The organism is Pedobacter duraquae, from assembly GCF_004362245.1.
Lineage (GTDB): Bacteria > Bacteroidota > Bacteroidia > Sphingobacteriales > Sphingobacteriaceae > Pedobacter > Pedobacter duraquae.
This window is the reverse complement of record NZ_SNWM01000003.1, coordinates 54110-71743: the sequence shown is the minus strand read 5'-3', so window position 1 is coordinate 71743 and position 17634 is coordinate 54110. Positions and strand designations below refer to the sequence as shown.

The window sequence follows — 17634 nt, the reverse complement described above, 5'->3', positions numbered from 1 at the left end:
ATGAATCAAGGCGTTAGTTAAAAGAATGCCACGAGAATTGCTGGTTCAGATAATGATTGACTGCGTTGGGATAAGAAAGTGTTGAGCGGGTTACGCTTTCTCTACATTTATCATGATCAAATTTTACGTTCATGAAAAAAGGAATTCTATGCCTGTTCGCTTTGACGCTATGTTTTGGATGTGCACCGATCAGGGCAGTACGTTGGTGGCAACCAGATTTAAGCGATAGTTCCAAATTTGCTAAGGCCGACATACCGAAAGCAGCACTACCATTCAGATTTGTTGAGGCCACCGGTCAGCGTAAATACCAACAGCTTACAGCGTATTTAGATTCCATGCTGATCAACACCAATACTAACGCTTTTCTTGTAATTAAGAATGACAGCCTGATCTATCAGAGTTTTGCTGAGCACAGCAACAAAAGCACGTTACACCCAAGCTTCTCAGTAGCCAAATCTTACATCGGAACGCTAACCGGGATCGCGATAGACAAAGGCATTATTAGATCGGCAGATGATCTAGTGATTAAATATCTACCTGAACTCGAAAACAACGATAGTCGTTTTAAACAACTGACCATACAGCATGTGCTGGATATGAGGTCTGGATTAGATTTCGATGAAGATAAACAAAGCCCATTTGCAGGCATCACAAAATTATATTACGGGTCATCACTGAAGAACCAGATCGCTGGTCTTAAAATGAAGAGAGCACCGGGCAGCACTTTTGAATATCAGAGTATCAATACCCAATTATTGGCGGCGGTATTAGAGAAAGTAAGTGGAGAGAAAGTGACCACATTACTAACAAAATATCTGTGGCAGCCCTTGGGAGCTGAGTCTGATGCGCTATGGAATCTGGATGATCAAAAGATGGTAAAGGCCTTCTGCTGTTTAAATGCAACCGCAGCAGATTTCGCTAAACTTGGCAGACTATATTTGAAGCATGGAAACTGGGAAGGCAAACAGGTGGTAAGCAGAAATTGGATCAACAGGACTACAAATCCGGAAGCGCTTGCTCAGTCGGGCTACAAGAACCAATGGTGGGCCTGCAGCAACGTCACATATTTTAAAGATTCAGTGAGTGCTGTTGCCATGTTAGATCGAAATCAACTTAAAGCTCCGATCAGAAAAAGAACTAATGGGGGGTATTCAGTTAGTTTGAAGACCGGAGACTATCGCGCAGAAGGCATTCTAGGCCAGCTTATCTATGTAAACCCAGACAATAACGTGATCATCGTGAGACTAGGAGATTATCCAAAGAAAAATATCTATTTCAATGGCTTTATACCGAAAGTTGGACGGGAGATTAAATAGTTATTCAGGTAACAATAATGAGGTATGGTTGCTAACTAAATTCCTAATAAAAATCATCAATTTACCCGGATTTTAATCCTAAAAATATTGCCTGATTTGAGCCTAAAAAGCCAAGGAAATTTTCGTCTGGAAATCTGAAATTTAATCAATATAGCCTGATGCAAGACTTGAGTTTCTGAAAGAAAAAATTCACAGGATTCAAGTTCCAATACCCACACAAAACCAGGTCTACCAAATCCGGATCTTCTTCGACTTTTGTCGAACGAGGTACGAACGAGGTACCCGGAAAGTCAGTACAAAGTGCGGTGAATTTTTAACCAAACCAGCAAGGGTGCTGGCAGGATAATTTGTGTAAAAAAGTATAACCTTTTGATTAGTATAAAGTCAGGTTAAATGGCGACTTACAAACCCGATTTCAGCCAAAACCATTCAACTAAATTACCGAAAATTTTTAGAAAAAAATAGGCAGGTATATTTATTTATTATTTGCTGTTCTGAAAATGATCAAGATTTGATTTGGCTGATCATGCCTCGATTTTGTAAAACGCCATAGACAAACCTTTACTTTAATCTCTAACATTTCCTTAAAACTAAATCAGCCTTTAAACATGTTTAAGGCCAGTTTCTTTAACAAATTAATCAAAAAACCGCTTTTATCAGGTCTTTGAGGGGGGTGTATAATTTTTTGCACAATAGATTTGACCATCGGCCTTAAAAGCGGTTTAAAGGCCGATTCCGCTTTTTTTCAAAAAAACTTTTTCGCACTTTAAACCACCGTAAAGGCCACTTTTGCCGTTTTTTTGAGGGGGGTGTAACACCCCCCTACACTGACGTAGGTTCTTTTATATGCCGATCTTTACTAGTAGTTAAATAATCAGAAAATGATGATGTGTGGAGGCAACATCTCTGACTAAGACTATTTTAATATGTTACTCAGATATCTGTTAACGCAAATATTGAAACGGTTTATCGGTTCGTGTAACTGACAAACCAGGCAATCAGCCGGGATGGCGTTGCAAATGTTCTTTGACATATGGACAAGTTTATTGGAGGGTTAACTTCGGGCGGGAAGTTAATCAAGTAAACTTGTGAAAAACGAAAATAGGGCTGAATTATAACAAGCTTCCCTGGCCAGGAGGCTTGTTATTTTATGACTAGCGATAGTATATTAGGTGTAATCTCACAGATGGATGGTTATATGCTAAAATGATTCCACTCGCATCTTTTTATATTTTATGAAGTTGACTACATACCTTTAACGTATGTTACAGTACCTGTGATATCCCTATAAAATATGGATGGCAAGTATAGTAGGAGGTTCTATCCTTTTCTTGCTTTGGATATATGTTTTTGAATCGTCAACCAATACAGGACCAAATGATTTCTATCCTTTAGCATTATAAATGAAACGTTTTGTTACCGTTCTATCTTAACAGACAGTAGGCCCTTCCAAATCAATAAGTAAGCAGATGACATACCTAAAATAATCATGACAACTGCCATACCACCATCTTTAAGTTCATAACTGTCGCCATATAGCCTTATGTCAGTTACACTGATAAATAGACACAGCAGTATCAACACAAGCCAAATAACGCAAATAACTAAGGTTGCTTTTGATTTGTATCTGGGAGCTATCCATCGCGCTACAACTAATGAAAGGAATGAGGTAATAAAAGGGTTTAATGCATGTTTGTATCGTTCTAACGGTGCTTCACTGACAACAAATGATAGAATAAACCCAATGACTGATGAAGCGAGCAGTCCAACGGCAATGGACAGCGGCAATAGCAACGTCCAGCGCAACCAATAAAAAATGAAGTCACGATTGATCATGAATTTTCGAGAGGGATTAGTTGACTATTTAATTTAAATACAGTTCTAATATAGCAGTTTGCATTCAGTCTTTAATCCATTTGTATTGTAAAAAGCTTGTGGACATTTTATACGCGTATATGATCTTTCAAGACAGCAACTTAACTTGCATTTAAGCAAAAAACCCTCCCAGTATCACTGAAAGGGTTTAAAACGGGAGTGGAGAATAGCGGAGTCAAACCGCTGACCTCTTGCCTGGCAGGCAATGCCTAACATGCCGCTGAAAGACTCATAACCCTGCTTTTACCTTTCTAATTTATTTCTCGCAAGAATCTCGCAAAAGATTCGACCTGTATCTAGTTTTGTTAATTGTATATTGTTTCTAAGTTACAAATTTCCCTAGTCACTGAAACTGTAAAATTCTTCGTGACCTATGATGATGTGATCCAGTATCTGAATATCTAGTAGCTTTCCTCCGTGTTTCAACTTCCTTGTAATAGTTATGTCTTCCTGGCTCGGTTGTGTTTCCCCAGATGGATGATTGTGTGAAAGTATTATACCATTAGCACATGATTTTAATGCTGCTGCAAATATCAACTTTGGATCTGCGACTGTTCCGCCCATTCCTCCCGAAGAAATATGGACCACTCCTAGTACTCTGTTCCCTCTATTCATCAGAAGGATTTTAAACTCTTCTAGTAAACCAATCTTGTTCTGATCCCAATGATCTATCAGAATCTGACAGGCTCCGTTAGAATCCTTGATTTTGGGTTTATCTGCTGTTTTGTAATTAGGTTTGTAAGCAAGTTCTATCTCAGCCACTTTGAATGTTTTGTTTACCATAAGATTTAATTAATTAGGGAAACCAACCAAGCTTTATCCGATCATAAGCAAAGGAGGAACGGAATAAATGGACGGTGTGCACGCCTGCGGGTTTATGCCGTAGTTCCTTTAAGTGTTTTGAGGACACCGAGCTTACCTTTGTGGATAATTATTATAATCACAATAGGCTTTCAGCACTTCAAAAGTAATTAAGGGTATCTTGAACATGATCCCCTGGAAACTTTTTGAGATTTACGTTATATGCCATTAGCAAAGGTGCCATATCTTTGACAAGCATAAAATTACTAGTGTAACTTTTGGCTAAATACCTATCGATGTCACTTATCATCATGATGTCTCGAAGCAAACCGATATAGTTGAGATATAAATTAGCATGTATATGTTGTGTTTTTTCTATTAAGTCAACAGGTATGATATTATCAAGATCACGTATTGTTTTAATCCCAAAGTTGAATAGTTCCTTTAGAATCTGTTCATCTTCGCCAATAAAATAAGGGTCTAGATCAGTCGTACTTTTTAGTATATCGAACTTCACATTAAGATACTCCATCAACGACAAAGAATTTAATTCAATATCGAATGAGCCGACTTGCGCATGCTTCCTGACTGACTGACTATAGTTATCAATCTCTTTTGATAACTGGTTAAACTCTCGATCAACCAATTCCAGTGTACCAGACAGCAGCATTAGCCTCCTTCTGAGTTCCGGCGGTAAAACTCCAGAATATTTGTAGTTTTTGTCATGTTCTATTTCTGCCCAAGAATGTTGCAATATCGTTCTCACTTGTATTTCAAATGACATATCCTTAAATTTCACAAACTCCGGCAGTGAAGTACGATCACTTCCTAATTTGCAGATCAAATGGATCGATTTATAACCGACTCTGTCTGCACCAAGTTCGTCATTCTTATTGATGCTGCGAACTTGATCGAGCACGAATAGCGTTTCAGCCATCGCGCAGACCGTCTTAACGTCGTCCTCAACATATGCAATAATCCTAATACCCAATAGATCAGTTATATCGCTTAAAGGATCTATGTAAGTTTTATTCAATATTTTCCTTTGAAAACTATCAGTAGTTTTAACTCGAAAAGCTACTGCGTGAGTTTTAATAAGTTTCAATTCTAAGTTCTCTGTAATAATCTGACTAACCTTTTCACCTAGCTGATTATAAGTGTGCCTAATCTCTTTGAATTTATTGATATCTTCTTGCATGGAATTGAATTGCTTGAGCACCTAGTTGATAAGAGTCAACCTTAACGGACATTACGGAGCTATTATCCTTGTTTGAGTTGCCTAATTGTTGATTCAATCAGGCTTAGTGCGTTATAGTCAGGGAAAGCTTTCTGTATATCTTTATCCTCCGTCATTGGAATTATTTTCGCTCCTTTCTCAATCATTCCTGCAATAGTTTCCATTGACAATTTAAGTCGACCAATAGCCTCTGGGTCGTTGTGGTTGTAGTGACCATTGGCAAGCGCCGCTGCTTCCGCCTCAGTTATCATTTTAAGTTGATTGTTTTGGGCACTGACTAAACCCTCTAAAGCTTCATTCTTTAGCGCCAATGTCTTAGCTTGTTGAATAAAAATATCAGCTTCAGCATGCTTTTTTCTTATAAGTGCGGCAGACCAACATAATGCTCCAACTAACTTCAAAGCTGCGATCGTTCCCACCGTAACATACAATATTATCGATCCTTGATCAGCACCGACAATATTGACGTCACCATTTATTGATGGATCAATTACAGGGAATTCAATTGCCTTCTGCAGGTCTTTTGAATATTTAGCTAGTTCATCGAAACCCTTAACTTCTGGCAACATGATTAATAATAAATCCTCTTTTCCAACTAATGAAGAAGATGTAACAATGCTGTACAACAAGTCTAACTTATTGTGCATTGCCGCAAAGGCATTACGCAGCAATGTATCTTCTTCACTGCTAACCCTAGTTTGATCATTTGACGTAGTAAAAAGACTTGTGGCTTTAAATTTTTCGATATCATCATCAAAAAGCCCGATTTTACTAAGTTGTTCAAGTATTGCTCTAATTTCTTTTAAATTCGTAACTGTGTACGGAAAGTCGCCATCTGCTGATATATAAGTGTATTTATAAATCAATTTGTTAATGGCATTGAGGATGGTGTCGTGATGCTCTAAAAAGTTCATTTGCTAGCGTTATGAGATCCCAATATAACTATATTAATGATTAACCAAAGACTAACATATAAAAACGATTAGATCAGGTCTATCTTAGAAGCACCAGAATTATATATATATTTGATACCCAATGATGACTCTCAATGAATAGACTTGTAATAGTAGGTAATGGCTTCGATCTGGCTCATGGAATGAAAACAGGTTATAATGACTTTTTGATATGGTACATTATCAATAGTTATGAATTAGCATATAATAATTCTGATGGCATTTACGAAGATGGAGCCTTGAAGATCGTTGCTGATAAAAGACGCAAAGTTAAGATAATTAACCATCATGGTATTCCTGCATTTGTTAATTACTTTTATCAAAAAGGCGAACTTGGTCGAATGATGACTCTCACAACTTTTGAAGATGGTAAATATATGTGGGATCAAAATCCATTCACTACGACTATCAAGTCAGAATTCATTGTGCAGTTAATTAGCAAATGTTCAATTTCAAATTGGGTAGATATTGAAAATGAATACTATCAATCCCTTAAAGAATCTGACAAGCTAGAATCTTACTCCGATGTAGCCGTCTCTATGTTAAATCAATCGCTGGCTCAAATCGTGTTTCAACTTCAATCATATCTAAGTAGTTTACCAACGGCAGCATTCGATGCTAGATATACTCAAATATTAAGTTCAAACATTAATTCTCGTGATATAATCGGCCTTAATCCTAATTATGAGTTCCAAGCGGAACACACTATGATTTTGAATTTTAATTATACTGCCACGGTTGAACAATATATAACAGACTCACAGACCGAAATTAATTATATTCATGGCAAACTTAATGAAGATGATAATCCTTTGGTATTTGGTTTTGGTGACGAACTTGATGAAGAGTATTTTAAATTTGAAAACACAAATACTAAGGGAGTCTTCGAACACATTAAGTCATTTTGGTATTTTAGAACCCGGAACTATCATAATCTTATCAGATTTATCCGAGCTCAAGAATACCAAGTAGTAATTTTGGGGCATTCGTGCGGTCTTTCAGATAGAACTATGCTTAATATGATATTTGAAGACCGGAATTGCCACTCAATAAAAATTTATCACCATGAATATAGTAACACTAATAATTACACTAACTTAACTTACGAGATAGCAAGGCATTTTAGGAATAAAAGAGAAATGCGTGAAAAGATTGTACCTTTTGATAAATCAAGCTATATGCCACAGATCATCTGAGGCCTATTTGGCGAACCAATAAACTTAACATGATTACCTTCGTTTCACACAAAAGTCAACAATTCTATTTTTTATTCCGGTAATTCACCTTGATCGCCATCATTGTTAGGTTGTGCCTTATTTAAGTGATCGTCGATACTATCAAAATTTCCAAATTCGACTTTCCCAGCTTCTTGCTTAATTAGTAACAAGCCATTTAGTTCAATTCGAAAATCAGAGTCTATTGTGGCAAGCCCGCTTGCAAGAATTGTGCTGCTCTTACTAATTAGATCCATCGAAGATAGGGCATTTGAGATTTTTAATGCCTTTAACTTTTCTTCCTCTTGTTGTACTTTAAGTTCATGCAGTTTTTTGCTTAAATCAACAGGAATTAGTCTACTGATAGCTTCCTGCTGCATTTTTCTATCAAGTTTACTTTTCTCAACCGGTTCGATATGCCTGTCTAAGGAGTAAGCTTCTGCAGCTTTCTGTGTTTTTTTCCAGAGCTGCTTTGTTTCTTCCTTTGCAAACCAACCATTAAATTTTACCGACCAATTTTGCCAAAAACTTCCGACACCGGCGTCAGTGATATTTATATCGACGTTTTCAATGTTTGATAAGACACCAGAAATAATATTCATAAAGCGATTTGCTTCACCTGCATGGTTTGTATCTATCCAAACTTTTATATCGCATTCATAGACAGTTTCCTCATTTTCTAATCGATTTTTTTCATGACCTGAAACTTTAGCTAAAACTAAGTTATTGTCCTTTTTTTTAATTACGATTTCACTAATGGCGCTGCTCATTAGCGAGAACAGGTATTGATGTTGCTCGATTTTTTGCTTAATAATCGTGACTGATTGAACTTTGTGTCGCAGATCGTTAATTAATCTAGTGTCTACCAAGAAATTATGATCAAAATCGTATTCAATATTCTCATATGATTTTGACTCAACATTTTCCAACTTCACGTATGCACTTAAACGGTCCAATTCATCGGAGAACAGATCATAGGTATTCTGATGAAAGTTTTGATCACTGTAAATTGGCAACCAGATACTGAGGATTTTCTTTGTCTGGCTAATTACTAGTGCATAAATATTGTCTTCAAACTCCAACTCCGCAGTAATTTTTTCAGACAGGTCTTGTAAATGACGTTCAATGAGTTCGACCTTTTTCTTCAAATGTGTGACGTTATGATTTGATCCTTTATTTAATTCAAAATGCTCGAATTCAATAGCGAAGTGTTCGAAAACACCATTACCTTCACCAATCTGATCTATAAGTAGCGCAACTTCCATAAAAAATTGATAATGATTAATTGTTTCTCAAGGATACCGATTTAATTCTAGAATTCAGATCTTTGGTTGATCATTATTTTGCCAACTAATCGAATTTTGATTACGATTTAAGTGTAATCTGGCCTAACTTGGGAGTTTCAGCAACAGTGGCCACTCAATCCGCAATTAAACTGACACCTGATTTCGCTGCAAACTGACCCTCTTATTTCGGTGCAAAGTAGCCGTTTTAATAGCTTAGGTCACTTTTTTTAGGTTATAATCCCTCTACCTATCTCCATGCTCTGAGACTAGATAATAGCCGCCAGGCTCTGATATAACCCACCTATAGGGAGTAAGTCCATAGTGGTGCTGGATGCGCTTATAAGAGCTGATTTAAGCTGGCTTTAAACTGGCTTATGGATTTGTTAGCACATCTATTTATTTATACAACACGCTTAAAAGTAATGAAGGGTTAGATGCGGCTACTTAGGTAGTAGTAGAGCATCTGTTAGAAGGAATAATTATATTTGATCTAGTATGTAGGGCATTCGCAATTATATTCGGCAGCTAGTCAGGCGGCCAATTTGACCCAAAACCGAGGGGTTACTTTTACTGAATTATACAGACTAGCGCTTTTTATTAATTTCTTACTATCGTCCCAATGCTTCTCGAGCACACAGATCTTTGTAGATCTGGTAAATGACCGTTGTTGATGATAGATCCTAAAGACGATAGGATAGGTGCCGTCTTTTTTGACTCTTCTGATGTCGAGATTGATTGTGATGTTTACCATAATTTGAGTTCTTATGGCCGAACCTATTGCGAGTTTTTGCGCAAGGAATTTGCAAGATTATTGTGAGTTTCTTGCAAATCGCTAAATGCGACATAACTCACATGAAACCTCAGTAAAGAAAAAACCCTCTCAGTATCACTGAAAGGGTTTAAACGGGAGTGGAGAATAGCGGAGTCGAACCGCTGACCTCTTGCCTGCCAGGCAAGCGCTCTAGCCAGCTGAGCTAATCCCCCGTGGGTGGCAAAAGTAATACAATTTGATCTGTATGCAAATTAAATGTGGAAATAAATATAACCCGACAATGTTAATTGGTGATTAATTATGTAACTAAATCTTTATTTAAAGATCGCTCAAAAACCTGTATTTTACAGCACTATTATATGCAATGAAAATTACGCTCCAACTCTTAACCTTTGTTACGATATCTTCATTAACAATTATCTTCAATTCTTGTAAAAAAAGTGACACGCCGGCACCAGTTCCTGTACCTCCAACCGATGTTGTAAAAAAACTGACACTCGTTTCGGCGACGGTATATCAAGATGGTGGCGTTAGCCTTATTGGCAAAGTGAATCAAATCCCGGATGCTGTACTTGATTACGGTTTTTTAATAGCGAAAGACAGCCTTTTTAAAAATGGGGTACAGGTTTTTAGTATTAAAACCCCTATAAAACTCGGCGAGTATAAAGCAGACGTACATTATGGGATGAGCAAAGACTCACTATATTATGTTACTGCATACGCTATCACGAGTATCGGTAACTCTGCCTACTCCTATTCGTTCTTTAACATCAAATCTTTTGTTTCAACAGGTGCTAAAATCGTAAAAATAGATTCCATTTATCCTTCTAAAGCCCTGATAGGAGATACCATTTCCATTAAAGGAAAATACTTTACAGGGCACAGCTTTAGCATTGGATTCGGAGACCGCTCTGCAGGTTTAGTTTCGATAAACGATAGCGTATTAAAATGTGTTGTGCCTACTGATTTAAAGGTGTTTAACCCCGCCGTTCTCTTAAAAGAAGGAACAAAAACCGATACGGTTAGTAAAAAATTCTCACTGTATGCCCCTACCATAGAAAGTTTTACTTCTACAGCTACATTCAGAGATACTGTAACGATCAACGGGAATTATTTTAATAGGTATGTTAATGGAAATCAGGTTAGTTTTGGTACAGTTGCTGGAACGGTAATTAGTTCAACAAAAAACCAGATTAAGGTTGTTGTACCAGATAATATTCAATTTAGTAAGACAATAATTTCTGTCAAAGCTCAACTGCAGACCATGGCAGCAACATCACAATTTATTATAAGAAAGCCCGAACTTACTATTGTGCCGGGATCGGGAAAAGTTGATGAGGCAATCCTTATCCAGGGCAAATACTTTCACCCGACAGTATTCAATAATACTGTAACATTTGAAAATACCCCGGCCACCTTTACTTCTGGAACTACAACTAAATTAGCCTTGCGCATACCAAACGGTGCCTATCCAAATAGGAAGGCCAAAGTTGTCCTGAAAGTACTTGATTACGAAATAGCCTATACTTCCGACATGGCCATTAACGACAAATGGATTGTTGTGAATGATCAGATTCCCTTTTCGTCATATGTGAATTCCGGTACGTTTACAATTAACAATATTTCCTATATTATAACTGGCTCGAAGGATTACTTTGATAGGAAAAAGTATGTGTGGAAGTTCAACGCTTCAGACTATTCCTGGGCAAAGTCTGAGATTCCTTTCAGTTTTGATGTTGGCAGAGTTGTAGCAGTTGGCACTAAAGCATATTTCTATACAGGAACTGATCTGAATAATTTTTGGGAGTACAATACTGTCAACAACCAATGGGTTCAAAAGTCAAGTTATATGGCGGGTGTTCGCTTTGCCGGCACACTGTCTGCTGTTGGAAACAACATCTATCTTGGTGTGGGTAGAAAGGTGCTTGCTTTCGATCAGCAGCCCGATAATACCGTTTATAAATATGACATTGCCAACGACACCTGGCAAAAGGAAACAGATTATCCAACGGATTTTGGAAATAATGAAAGGATACATGCCTCCACTTTTGTAATCAACAACGAAATATATTTTGCCTGCGGATCTACAAATACAGGAATGCTGCAGTTTAAAAAATATACTCCGGCCACTAAAACATGGGTAACGCTGGCCAATTTCCCTGATGCGCGAAGTTATACAACTGCTTTTGTTTTTCAGGGTGCCGGCTACATCGCCGGAGGTGCTGATGTTGGTGGTGGTCCTTCTAAAGATTGTTACAGATATAATGTTGCATCCAATACCTGGACCAGATTACCTGACGATATCGGTGCCGGTAATGGATTTGAAAAAGCTTTTGCATTTGTCAATAACGGGAAGGTATTTTTTGGAGGAGGAAATAGCTCGTCAGATCGGTATCAGCTTTTTATGGCAGACAACACATCACTTTAATAGCTCAATTAACGCACAGCTCAATGAAAAACAAGACCAGCTTTTTAATCGGCAGTATCCTGATTATATTTTCACTATTCTCCAGCTGTAAAAAGCAGACGGTTGCAGACGCCACAATCACAGTCACCGTATCTGAGACAAAAAATGGCAATCTCTTTTATGCAAAAACAAGTGGTATTGCGGCAGATCAGATTACAGAAGTAGGGTTCGTGTGGTCTGCAAGCGCAAACCCAGATAAATCGAATGCTTTCGTATTTATTAACAAAACAGTTACCACCGGTTTTTCTTATGAAGTGCTGTCGGGGCTTGCTGATAAAGCAACATATTATGTCAGTGCCTATTATATCGACAAGGATCTCAACGTCCATTACGCTCTGCCCATTAGTTTTGCTGCAAAGGGAACTGCTGGTTTACAAATAAGACCGGATGTTGGTTCCTATACCTGGGATGATGAAGTTGCCGTAGAAGTAGTTGGCACACATGATCTTGATATTAAATATATCAAAGTCAGGATCGACGCCCTGGTAAGTCTTGTACCCACAAAAATAGCTGACCATAAAATTTATTTTAATGTTCCTCGGTCTATAACGAAGAAAGTGAACAGGCTTTCCATTGAATATTTTGGGCAGGAAAGTGATTCGATGAACTTAATCCTTAAGTCGCCTTCAATTCTCGATAAGTTCAAGGTGGCAGCCAGGGACAACGAAATAATTACAATAGCTGGTGATTATTTCAATCCTGATAAGAATAAGAATTTAGTGATGATCGGTGGCAACATCGCAGAAATTGTAAGTAGCTCTAAAACCGCCTTAAATGTTCGTGTCGCCGTTCCGGAATATTCATTTTTGTCTGAAATCAGTGTGACTACCGGAGAAAATCTTACTGCGAAGACTTCTGAGCGATCGAAATTTTATAAACACTTTGTGGATATGGGATCCTTTCCTGGGGAGGAGCGGGGATGGGGAATTGCATTATCTCTGAATGATAAACTCTACGTTGGGCTTGGGAAGGGGCCGATCACTGGCGGGCAAAAAGACCTTTATGAATATACGCCCTCGTCTAATACTTGGAAAAAAATGGCTGATTTTCCTGGGGGCGCAACCTGGGCTGTGCGTGGTTTTGCAGCAAACAATAAAATTTATGTGGTGCTGCTATCGCTGGACTCGCGTTACACGCGTGATGTCTATATGTTCGATCCCGGCACAAACTTGTGGACTAAAGTAGCACCTTATCCAAGTTCAAGTGCGTTTATATCAAACCCATCAACATTTTCTTACGGAAACTATGGCTATCTATTTGGCGGAAACGCCTCAGAGCCTGGATATATCGCACCACTTGGCCAGGTATTGCGTTATGATGCTAGCAATAACACCTGGAAATTTCTGCCTACCTTTCCAGGCTCTCCTCGATCTGCAGCAACTACAATGCGTATTGGGGATAAAATTTATGTAATGGGTGGAAGTACTTATGGGTACAATGGTTTGCCAAACTATCCAAGAGATTGTTGGGAGTTTGATTTGCCAACCGAAAAATGGAAAAGAATTGCAGACCTTGCCGCCGGGGTTGGCGGAAGTAATTCCTTTAGTTTCGGATTAAATGGTAAGGGTTACGTTGGTGGTGGCTATTATACAAGTGACAGCAGAACAAACTTTGTTTATGAATATAATCCAGCCACTGATAGTTATACTAAAGTAGATAACATTATCGATGCCATCGCGGTGTACGCAGAGGCTGCAGTTGTCAATAACAAAGCCTATATTGTTTTTGGAGATTTCGATAACTCAAATTCTAATCCTGCTTCTAAAAGTTTCATCCAGTTTGTACCTTAAGGGTAGCAAAACTAACGCGAGTATGACTCTCGTTAGTTTTGCCTCGCAAACTGTCTCGTTCCTGCTTTGTAATACAATTCTGCCAATGTTTTCTGATACCCGGCAATCATGCTTTCCTGCTTAATTTTCATATCGATCAGTTTACTTTCCCTGCTGTTAATTAAAAACAAAGTACTCTCACCCAAGCTGAATTTCTGGTTCTCACCATTAACAAGCAACTGTTGATTTTCTATACTTTTGATCTGCACGTTCAACTGAGCGCTGTAGGCCGACAAGTCATTGTACGAAGCGGTGATGTTATTTTTAATCTCCCTGCCAAACTGTTGCAGATCGTAGTTCAACTCCTGCTGTTTAATCTTAACTTCACGCAACTTCCCTCTCTCCGACCGTAAAAACAGCGGAAATGCCAACTCTACGCCAAACTTATAATTACTCCAATTGAAGTCATAATTGGCAGGTATGCTACTCCCAAAATCGGTTCTGCTAGAGATCAGGTTCCCGGTAACATTCAGCTTAGGCTTCATCATTTCCTGGCGGTAACTTCTTTCTATCGCTAGCTGAGCTCCTTTTGTCCGCAGCTTAACCAACTCTGGATGCTGATCCGAAGCCTGGCCTAACAACGTATCCAACAAGAACTTGTTGGGCTTACTAAATGTCTGCCTCACAAGTTCTGGTAACGCGTCTGCAGGAAGTTCCAATGGATTGCCAACTTCATTCCAAAGGTGATTAGATAACACCAACCTCGCATTCTGTAACTCTATCGCCGTTTTCTCTTTTTGGATAATCCGTTCCTGAACCGTAATATAGGCTTCTACAGAGTCGATCGCTGGTTTATCTCCGATAATAGTTTGTCTGCTTAGTGCCTCGAATCTACGCTGAGCCAATAATACGCCCTCATTAACCAGCTCAAATTGTTTGTAAGCGTAATACCAGTTCCAATAATCTTTCACGATGTCGTACCACACACTATTGATCTGCTTCAGCTGCTCTGCTTCGGCATACTGCACCATAATCCTGGATTGACGGAGCGTATTCCGCCGGGCATCAATAATCAAACCCTGTCCCAATGGAATGCTTAGGCCTACGGCCGATAAACCCTGACCATTGGTTCTGCTTTCGGGATTCACATAGGTGCCAACATTACGGTCGTAACCCACCTTTAAATCTGCTCCCGCCAGCCACAAAGGGATCTTAAGCTCGTTGCTCCATTTGTTATAATACTCCGTGTCACCAAATAACTTCCTGCCAAAGCCCGACTTCAGCTCCGGGTCAAAATAGCCCAGCGACTGCAGTACATTTGCCCTTGCCGTTTCGCTCAGCAGTGCTGCCTGCTTAATCACCGGGTGATATCTGAATACCAATAACTGCAAGTCTTCCAGTGCAAAAACTTTTGCAGTATCCGGCTGCATTTTAACAGCAACAGTATTCTGTGCCGACACATCGTATATATTGCCCAGCAATAGCAGAAACATTGCTATTTCATAAAGTCTTTTTAAGATTCTATCCATCTCCTCTCCTATTTCTTCTCTTTATCACTCAGAACGGGCTCTTTTTCCAAACTTGGCGGGAAACCGTTAAGCTGTCTCCAGATCTCATACCACAGCGGCACAGATCTCAGGATAACGCGACCAAATACACCTGAGCCCTGTCTCAATTGTGGTGGCCAGGGTTCATCTTTAGTTGGAACAGGATTAGTCTGACTAACCAATAACCTATACTTACCGCCACTGCTACTGATCTTATCAATGGAAAATACTTTGCCCGCAAAAGTTCCCACAGCTACCGATGGCCAGCCGGAAAACTGTACCGATGGCCAGCCTTCAAATTGTAATCGTACATCACTGGTATCCAAGATCAAAGGAACATCCATTGCACTTACAAATATTTCTACGGCCACCAGTGGCGATTTTGGTTGCAGTGTTGCCACCGACTCGCCCTCTTTAATGTTTTCACCGATACCTGCTTTAAGTGTTTTAACCACAAAGCCGTCCTGCGGTGCCCGCACTACATACCAGCCTCGTCTGATGCTGATATTGGAGATGTCGTTCCTGAGTTTTGCAATGTCTCCCTGTGCACTCGCTCTGCTGGAAATTGCTGAACTCATGTCTGATTGTGCTTTAGAAATCGACTCCTGATATTTTGCCCTTATGTTATCGAGTTCTATCGTTGAATTCAATAAATTCTGAGTGGAGTTGCTAAGCTTATTCTGCTGACTAATCACCTTTGCATTATCTTCCTGCAGCTTTAACCGCCGTGTTTCGATATCCGTTAACGAGAATAACCCGTTTTTATAACCCGTTTCATAACGCTCCAACCTGGTTTTAGTAGTCTCGTAAAACTTCTGTACCGCAAGCAGGTCTGCACTGTCTATAGATACATAATTCTTTGCCTGGCGCACCTTGTTTTCTGCGGCCTGCATCTGAAAACGCAGTCCATCAGTCATTGCCCGCATCTGTGCCTTTGTAGCATCTATTTTTTGCACCGCAGCAGTTTCAGTTCCGCGTTTGGCATCGAGCTGTTCATTTAAACGTTCGGGTAATTCCGGATCGAAATACGACTGACTGGTTTCAGAAATCACCATGATGGTATCACCTTTTTTAACTTCCTGTCCTTCGCGTACTGCCCAATGTTCTATTCGTCCGCCAATCTGATTCTGGATGGTCTGCGGCCGGTCTTCTGGTCTTAATGCCGTTACTGTGCCGCGGCCAGGAATGGTTTGCCTATAGGGCAGAAAAAGCAGGATAAAGAAAAATATCCCGATAAATAAAGCTACCCTGCCAAGCAGTTCCGGCCCCCTCACATTGATGATTTTCTTTGTGGCGTTTACCGAGAGGCTTTCCCATTCTTTAAGTTGCGCGAGGTGCTGATTTGATTTACCCATTGTTCAGATCTCCTTCCTCCAACTCCAGGTCGGTTACCACAGCAAGTTTTTCACTTCCCGTAACCATGTCAAACACGGTATTCAGGTTGGTCATTAACTTCTCAATGGCATAGCTGATCTGCACAATGATTACCTCGGCAGCAACAAATTGTCCGAATGTGATCTGGCGTTCTACAACAAAGTAAGAACCCAATAGTAAAAGTGCGCCCATCAGCATCGTGCGCATAGCGACGGCACTAAAGAAAAATCTTTTCAATACGCCGAAGTGGTCGTTACGTGCCTGGATGTAATTGGCAGTAATCTCATCAGTCCGGCTAATGATCTCTTTTCTTTTGGCAGCACTATTCCGGTAGGTATCCAGATCAGCCGCTACTTCTTCCAGGTAGCCAACTACTTCGTATTTATAGCCTGATTCTTCAATACTGGTCTCCACACCCGGGCGGTAATAAGCGAATAAAATGATACCGATAACAACGATTACAAGAATCCCAAATACCATAAATACCGGATGGTAAAAAGAAAGGAGGATCACACTAAAAAAGATTTGCACGCCGGCAGCAATAATGTCGACAAGCAATTTGGTGAGTCCTTTCTGTATAGTCAGGATATCGAAAAACCGGTTAATCAGCTCAGAAGGGTTTTCACCTTCCAAAGCTCTTTTTTTGATCCGGGGAAGGCGAAACGCAAACTCCAACGCCGCTTTAACAAAGATTTTCTGTTCAAGAAATTCAACCAGCGTAAGTTGACCGATCAACAGGAACCCACCCACCATAATACCCACTAATATCACTGCAATGAGGATATAAGTAGAACTGTACATAGCACCGTTTGAGAGCAGGTTAAATACTGCACTGGTGCCCAGTGGTAAAGAAAGTCCGATTAGGCCAATTAACATGGCGTACACTAAAATATAGTTAATGGTTTTACGCTCGTAGTGTAGCAAGCGTACTAACCTTTGCCAGGGCGTAGGCGCGCCGGCAACGTGATGATTTTTCATTAATTTAAAATTTGTAGGTAAATGATACTTCTTCTAGGGCATAGC

General features: G+C 39.5%; 13 protein-coding genes and 1 tRNA gene. 4 read left to right on the top strand and 10 right to left on the bottom strand.

The window, feature by feature from the left end; all coding sequences use genetic code 11:
* Positions 1-131: 131 nt before the first annotated feature.
* Entirely contained in the window at positions 132-1316 is a 1185-nt protein-coding gene (locus CLV32_RS11800) for a serine hydrolase domain-containing protein (RefSeq protein ID WP_133555757.1), read from the top strand.
* A 1416-nt stretch (positions 1317-2732) separates the two neighbouring features.
* Here the strand turns inward: CLV32_RS11800 and CLV32_RS11795 are convergent.
* The 4 genes from CLV32_RS11795 to CLV32_RS11780 all read right to left on the bottom strand — a co-directional run bounded on the left by CLV32_RS11795 (position 2733) and on the right by CLV32_RS11780 (position 6143).
* Entirely contained in the window at positions 2733-3152 is a 420-nt protein-coding gene (locus CLV32_RS11795; RefSeq protein WP_133555755.1) for a hypothetical protein, read from the bottom strand.
* A gap of 378 nt (positions 3153-3530) precedes the next feature.
* Complete coding sequence (locus CLV32_RS11790; protein ID WP_133555753.1) at positions 3531-3974, bottom strand: JAB domain-containing protein; 444 nt, start codon at positions 3972-3974, stop codon at positions 3531-3533.
* A 178-nt stretch (positions 3975-4152) separates the two neighbouring features.
* A complete protein-coding gene (locus CLV32_RS11785) occupies positions 4153-5190 on the bottom strand; it encodes a GTP pyrophosphokinase (RefSeq protein WP_133555751.1) in 1038 nt (345 codons plus the stop codon).
* A gap of 62 nt (positions 5191-5252) precedes the next feature.
* On the bottom strand, positions 5253-6143 hold the full coding sequence (locus tag CLV32_RS11780; RefSeq protein WP_133555749.1) for a hypothetical protein: 891 nt from the start codon (positions 6141-6143) through the stop codon (positions 5253-5255).
* A 134-nt stretch (positions 6144-6277) separates the two neighbouring features.
* On the opposite strand from CLV32_RS11780, the gene CLV32_RS11775 reads away from it, so the two are divergent.
* Positions 6278-7378: an AbiH family protein gene (locus tag CLV32_RS11775; RefSeq protein ID WP_133555747.1), complete on the top strand. Its 1101-nt coding sequence runs from the start codon at positions 6278-6280 to the stop codon at positions 7376-7378.
* A 71-nt stretch (positions 7379-7449) separates the two neighbouring features.
* On the opposite strand, the gene CLV32_RS11770 is transcribed toward CLV32_RS11775, so the two are convergent.
* The 3 genes from CLV32_RS11770 to CLV32_RS11760 all read right to left on the bottom strand — a co-directional run bounded on the left by CLV32_RS11770 (position 7450) and on the right by CLV32_RS11760 (position 9666).
* Positions 7450-8661 carry a hypothetical protein gene (locus tag CLV32_RS11770; protein ID WP_133555746.1) on the bottom strand — a complete coding sequence of 404 codons (1212 nt, stop codon included), beginning with the start codon at positions 8659-8661 and terminating at the stop codon, positions 7450-7452.
* Positions 8662-9211: 550 nt separating this feature from the next.
* Positions 9212-9433, bottom strand: coding sequence for an Arm DNA-binding domain-containing protein (locus tag CLV32_RS11765; RefSeq protein ID WP_133555744.1), 222 nt, complete (start codon positions 9431-9433; stop codon positions 9212-9214).
* Positions 9434-9592: 159 nt separating this feature from the next.
* A tRNA-Ala gene (locus CLV32_RS11760) sits at positions 9593-9666 on the bottom strand.
* Positions 9667-9818: 152 nt separating this feature from the next.
* On the opposite strand from CLV32_RS11760, the gene CLV32_RS11755 reads away from it, so the two are divergent.
* Together CLV32_RS11755 and CLV32_RS11750 are read left to right on the top strand one after the other, a co-directional pair.
* Positions 9819-11882 (top strand): IPT/TIG domain-containing protein, encoded by a 2064-nt coding sequence (locus CLV32_RS11755; protein WP_133555742.1) that lies wholly within the window; start codon positions 9819-9821, stop codon positions 11880-11882.
* A 23-nt stretch (positions 11883-11905) separates the two neighbouring features.
* A complete protein-coding gene (locus CLV32_RS11750; RefSeq protein WP_133555740.1) occupies positions 11906-13711 on the top strand; it encodes a Kelch repeat-containing protein in 1806 nt (601 codons plus the stop codon).
* A 32-nt stretch (positions 13712-13743) separates the two neighbouring features.
* Here CLV32_RS11750 and CLV32_RS11745 read toward each other — a convergent pair whose 3' ends face one another.
* The 3 genes from CLV32_RS11745 to CLV32_RS11735 are packed head-to-tail and all read right to left on the bottom strand — an operon-like array spanning position 13744 to position 17589.
* Positions 13744-15219, bottom strand: coding sequence for a TolC family protein (locus CLV32_RS11745; protein ID WP_133555738.1), 1476 nt, complete (start codon positions 15217-15219; stop codon positions 13744-13746).
* Positions 15220-15227: 8 nt separating this feature from the next.
* The gene (locus CLV32_RS11740) at positions 15228-16592 is read right to left on the bottom strand and encodes an HlyD family secretion protein (RefSeq protein ID WP_133555736.1); all 1365 of its coding nucleotides are present in this window, start codon (positions 16590-16592) and stop codon (positions 15228-15230) included.
* Positions 16585-17589 carry an ABC transporter transmembrane domain-containing protein gene (locus tag CLV32_RS11735; protein WP_133555734.1) on the bottom strand — a complete coding sequence of 335 codons (1005 nt, stop codon included), beginning with the start codon at positions 17587-17589 and terminating at the stop codon, positions 16585-16587. The genes CLV32_RS11740 and CLV32_RS11735 overlap by 8 nt, the downstream gene beginning before the upstream one ends.
* Positions 17590-17634 lie beyond the last annotated feature (45 nt).

What these genes read in the sequence shown, in the direction of transcription:
- CLV32_RS11770 (WP_133555746.1), bottom strand. Translation starts at nt 8,661, where the DNA reads ATGGAAGTTGCGCTACTTATAGATCAGATTGGTGAAGGTAATGGTGTT.
- CLV32_RS11785 (WP_133555751.1), bottom strand. Translation starts at nt 5,190, where the DNA reads ATGCAAGAAGATATCAATAAATTCAAAGAGATTAGGCACACTTATAAT.
- CLV32_RS11775 (WP_133555747.1), top strand. Translation starts at nt 6,278, where the DNA reads ATGAATAGACTTGTAATAGTAGGTAATGGCTTCGATCTGGCTCATGGA.
- CLV32_RS11745 (WP_133555738.1), bottom strand. Translation starts at nt 15,219, where the DNA reads ATGGATAGAATCTTAAAAAGACTTTATGAAATAGCAATGTTTCTGCTA.
- CLV32_RS11795 (WP_133555755.1), bottom strand. Translation starts at nt 3,152, where the DNA reads ATGATCAATCGTGACTTCATTTTTTATTGGTTGCGCTGGACGTTGCTA.
- CLV32_RS11800 (WP_133555757.1), top strand. Translation starts at nt 132, where the DNA reads ATGAAAAAAGGAATTCTATGCCTGTTCGCTTTGACGCTATGTTTTGGA.
- CLV32_RS11750 (WP_133555740.1), top strand. Translation starts at nt 11,906, where the DNA reads ATGAAAAACAAGACCAGCTTTTTAATCGGCAGTATCCTGATTATATTT.
- CLV32_RS11740 (WP_133555736.1), bottom strand. Translation starts at nt 16,592, where the DNA reads ATGGGTAAATCAAATCAGCACCTCGCGCAACTTAAAGAATGGGAAAGC.
- CLV32_RS11735 (WP_133555734.1), bottom strand. Translation starts at nt 17,589, where the DNA reads ATGAAAAATCATCACGTTGCCGGCGCGCCTACGCCCTGGCAAAGGTTA.
- CLV32_RS11780 (WP_133555749.1), bottom strand. Translation starts at nt 6,143, where the DNA reads ATGAACTTTTTAGAGCATCACGACACCATCCTCAATGCCATTAACAAA.
- CLV32_RS11765 (WP_133555744.1), bottom strand. Translation starts at nt 9,433, where the DNA reads ATGGTAAACATCACAATCAATCTCGACATCAGAAGAGTCAAAAAAGAC.
- CLV32_RS11790 (WP_133555753.1), bottom strand. Translation starts at nt 3,974, where the DNA reads ATGGTAAACAAAACATTCAAAGTGGCTGAGATAGAACTTGCTTACAAA.
- CLV32_RS11755 (WP_133555742.1), top strand. Translation starts at nt 9,819, where the DNA reads ATGAAAATTACGCTCCAACTCTTAACCTTTGTTACGATATCTTCATTA.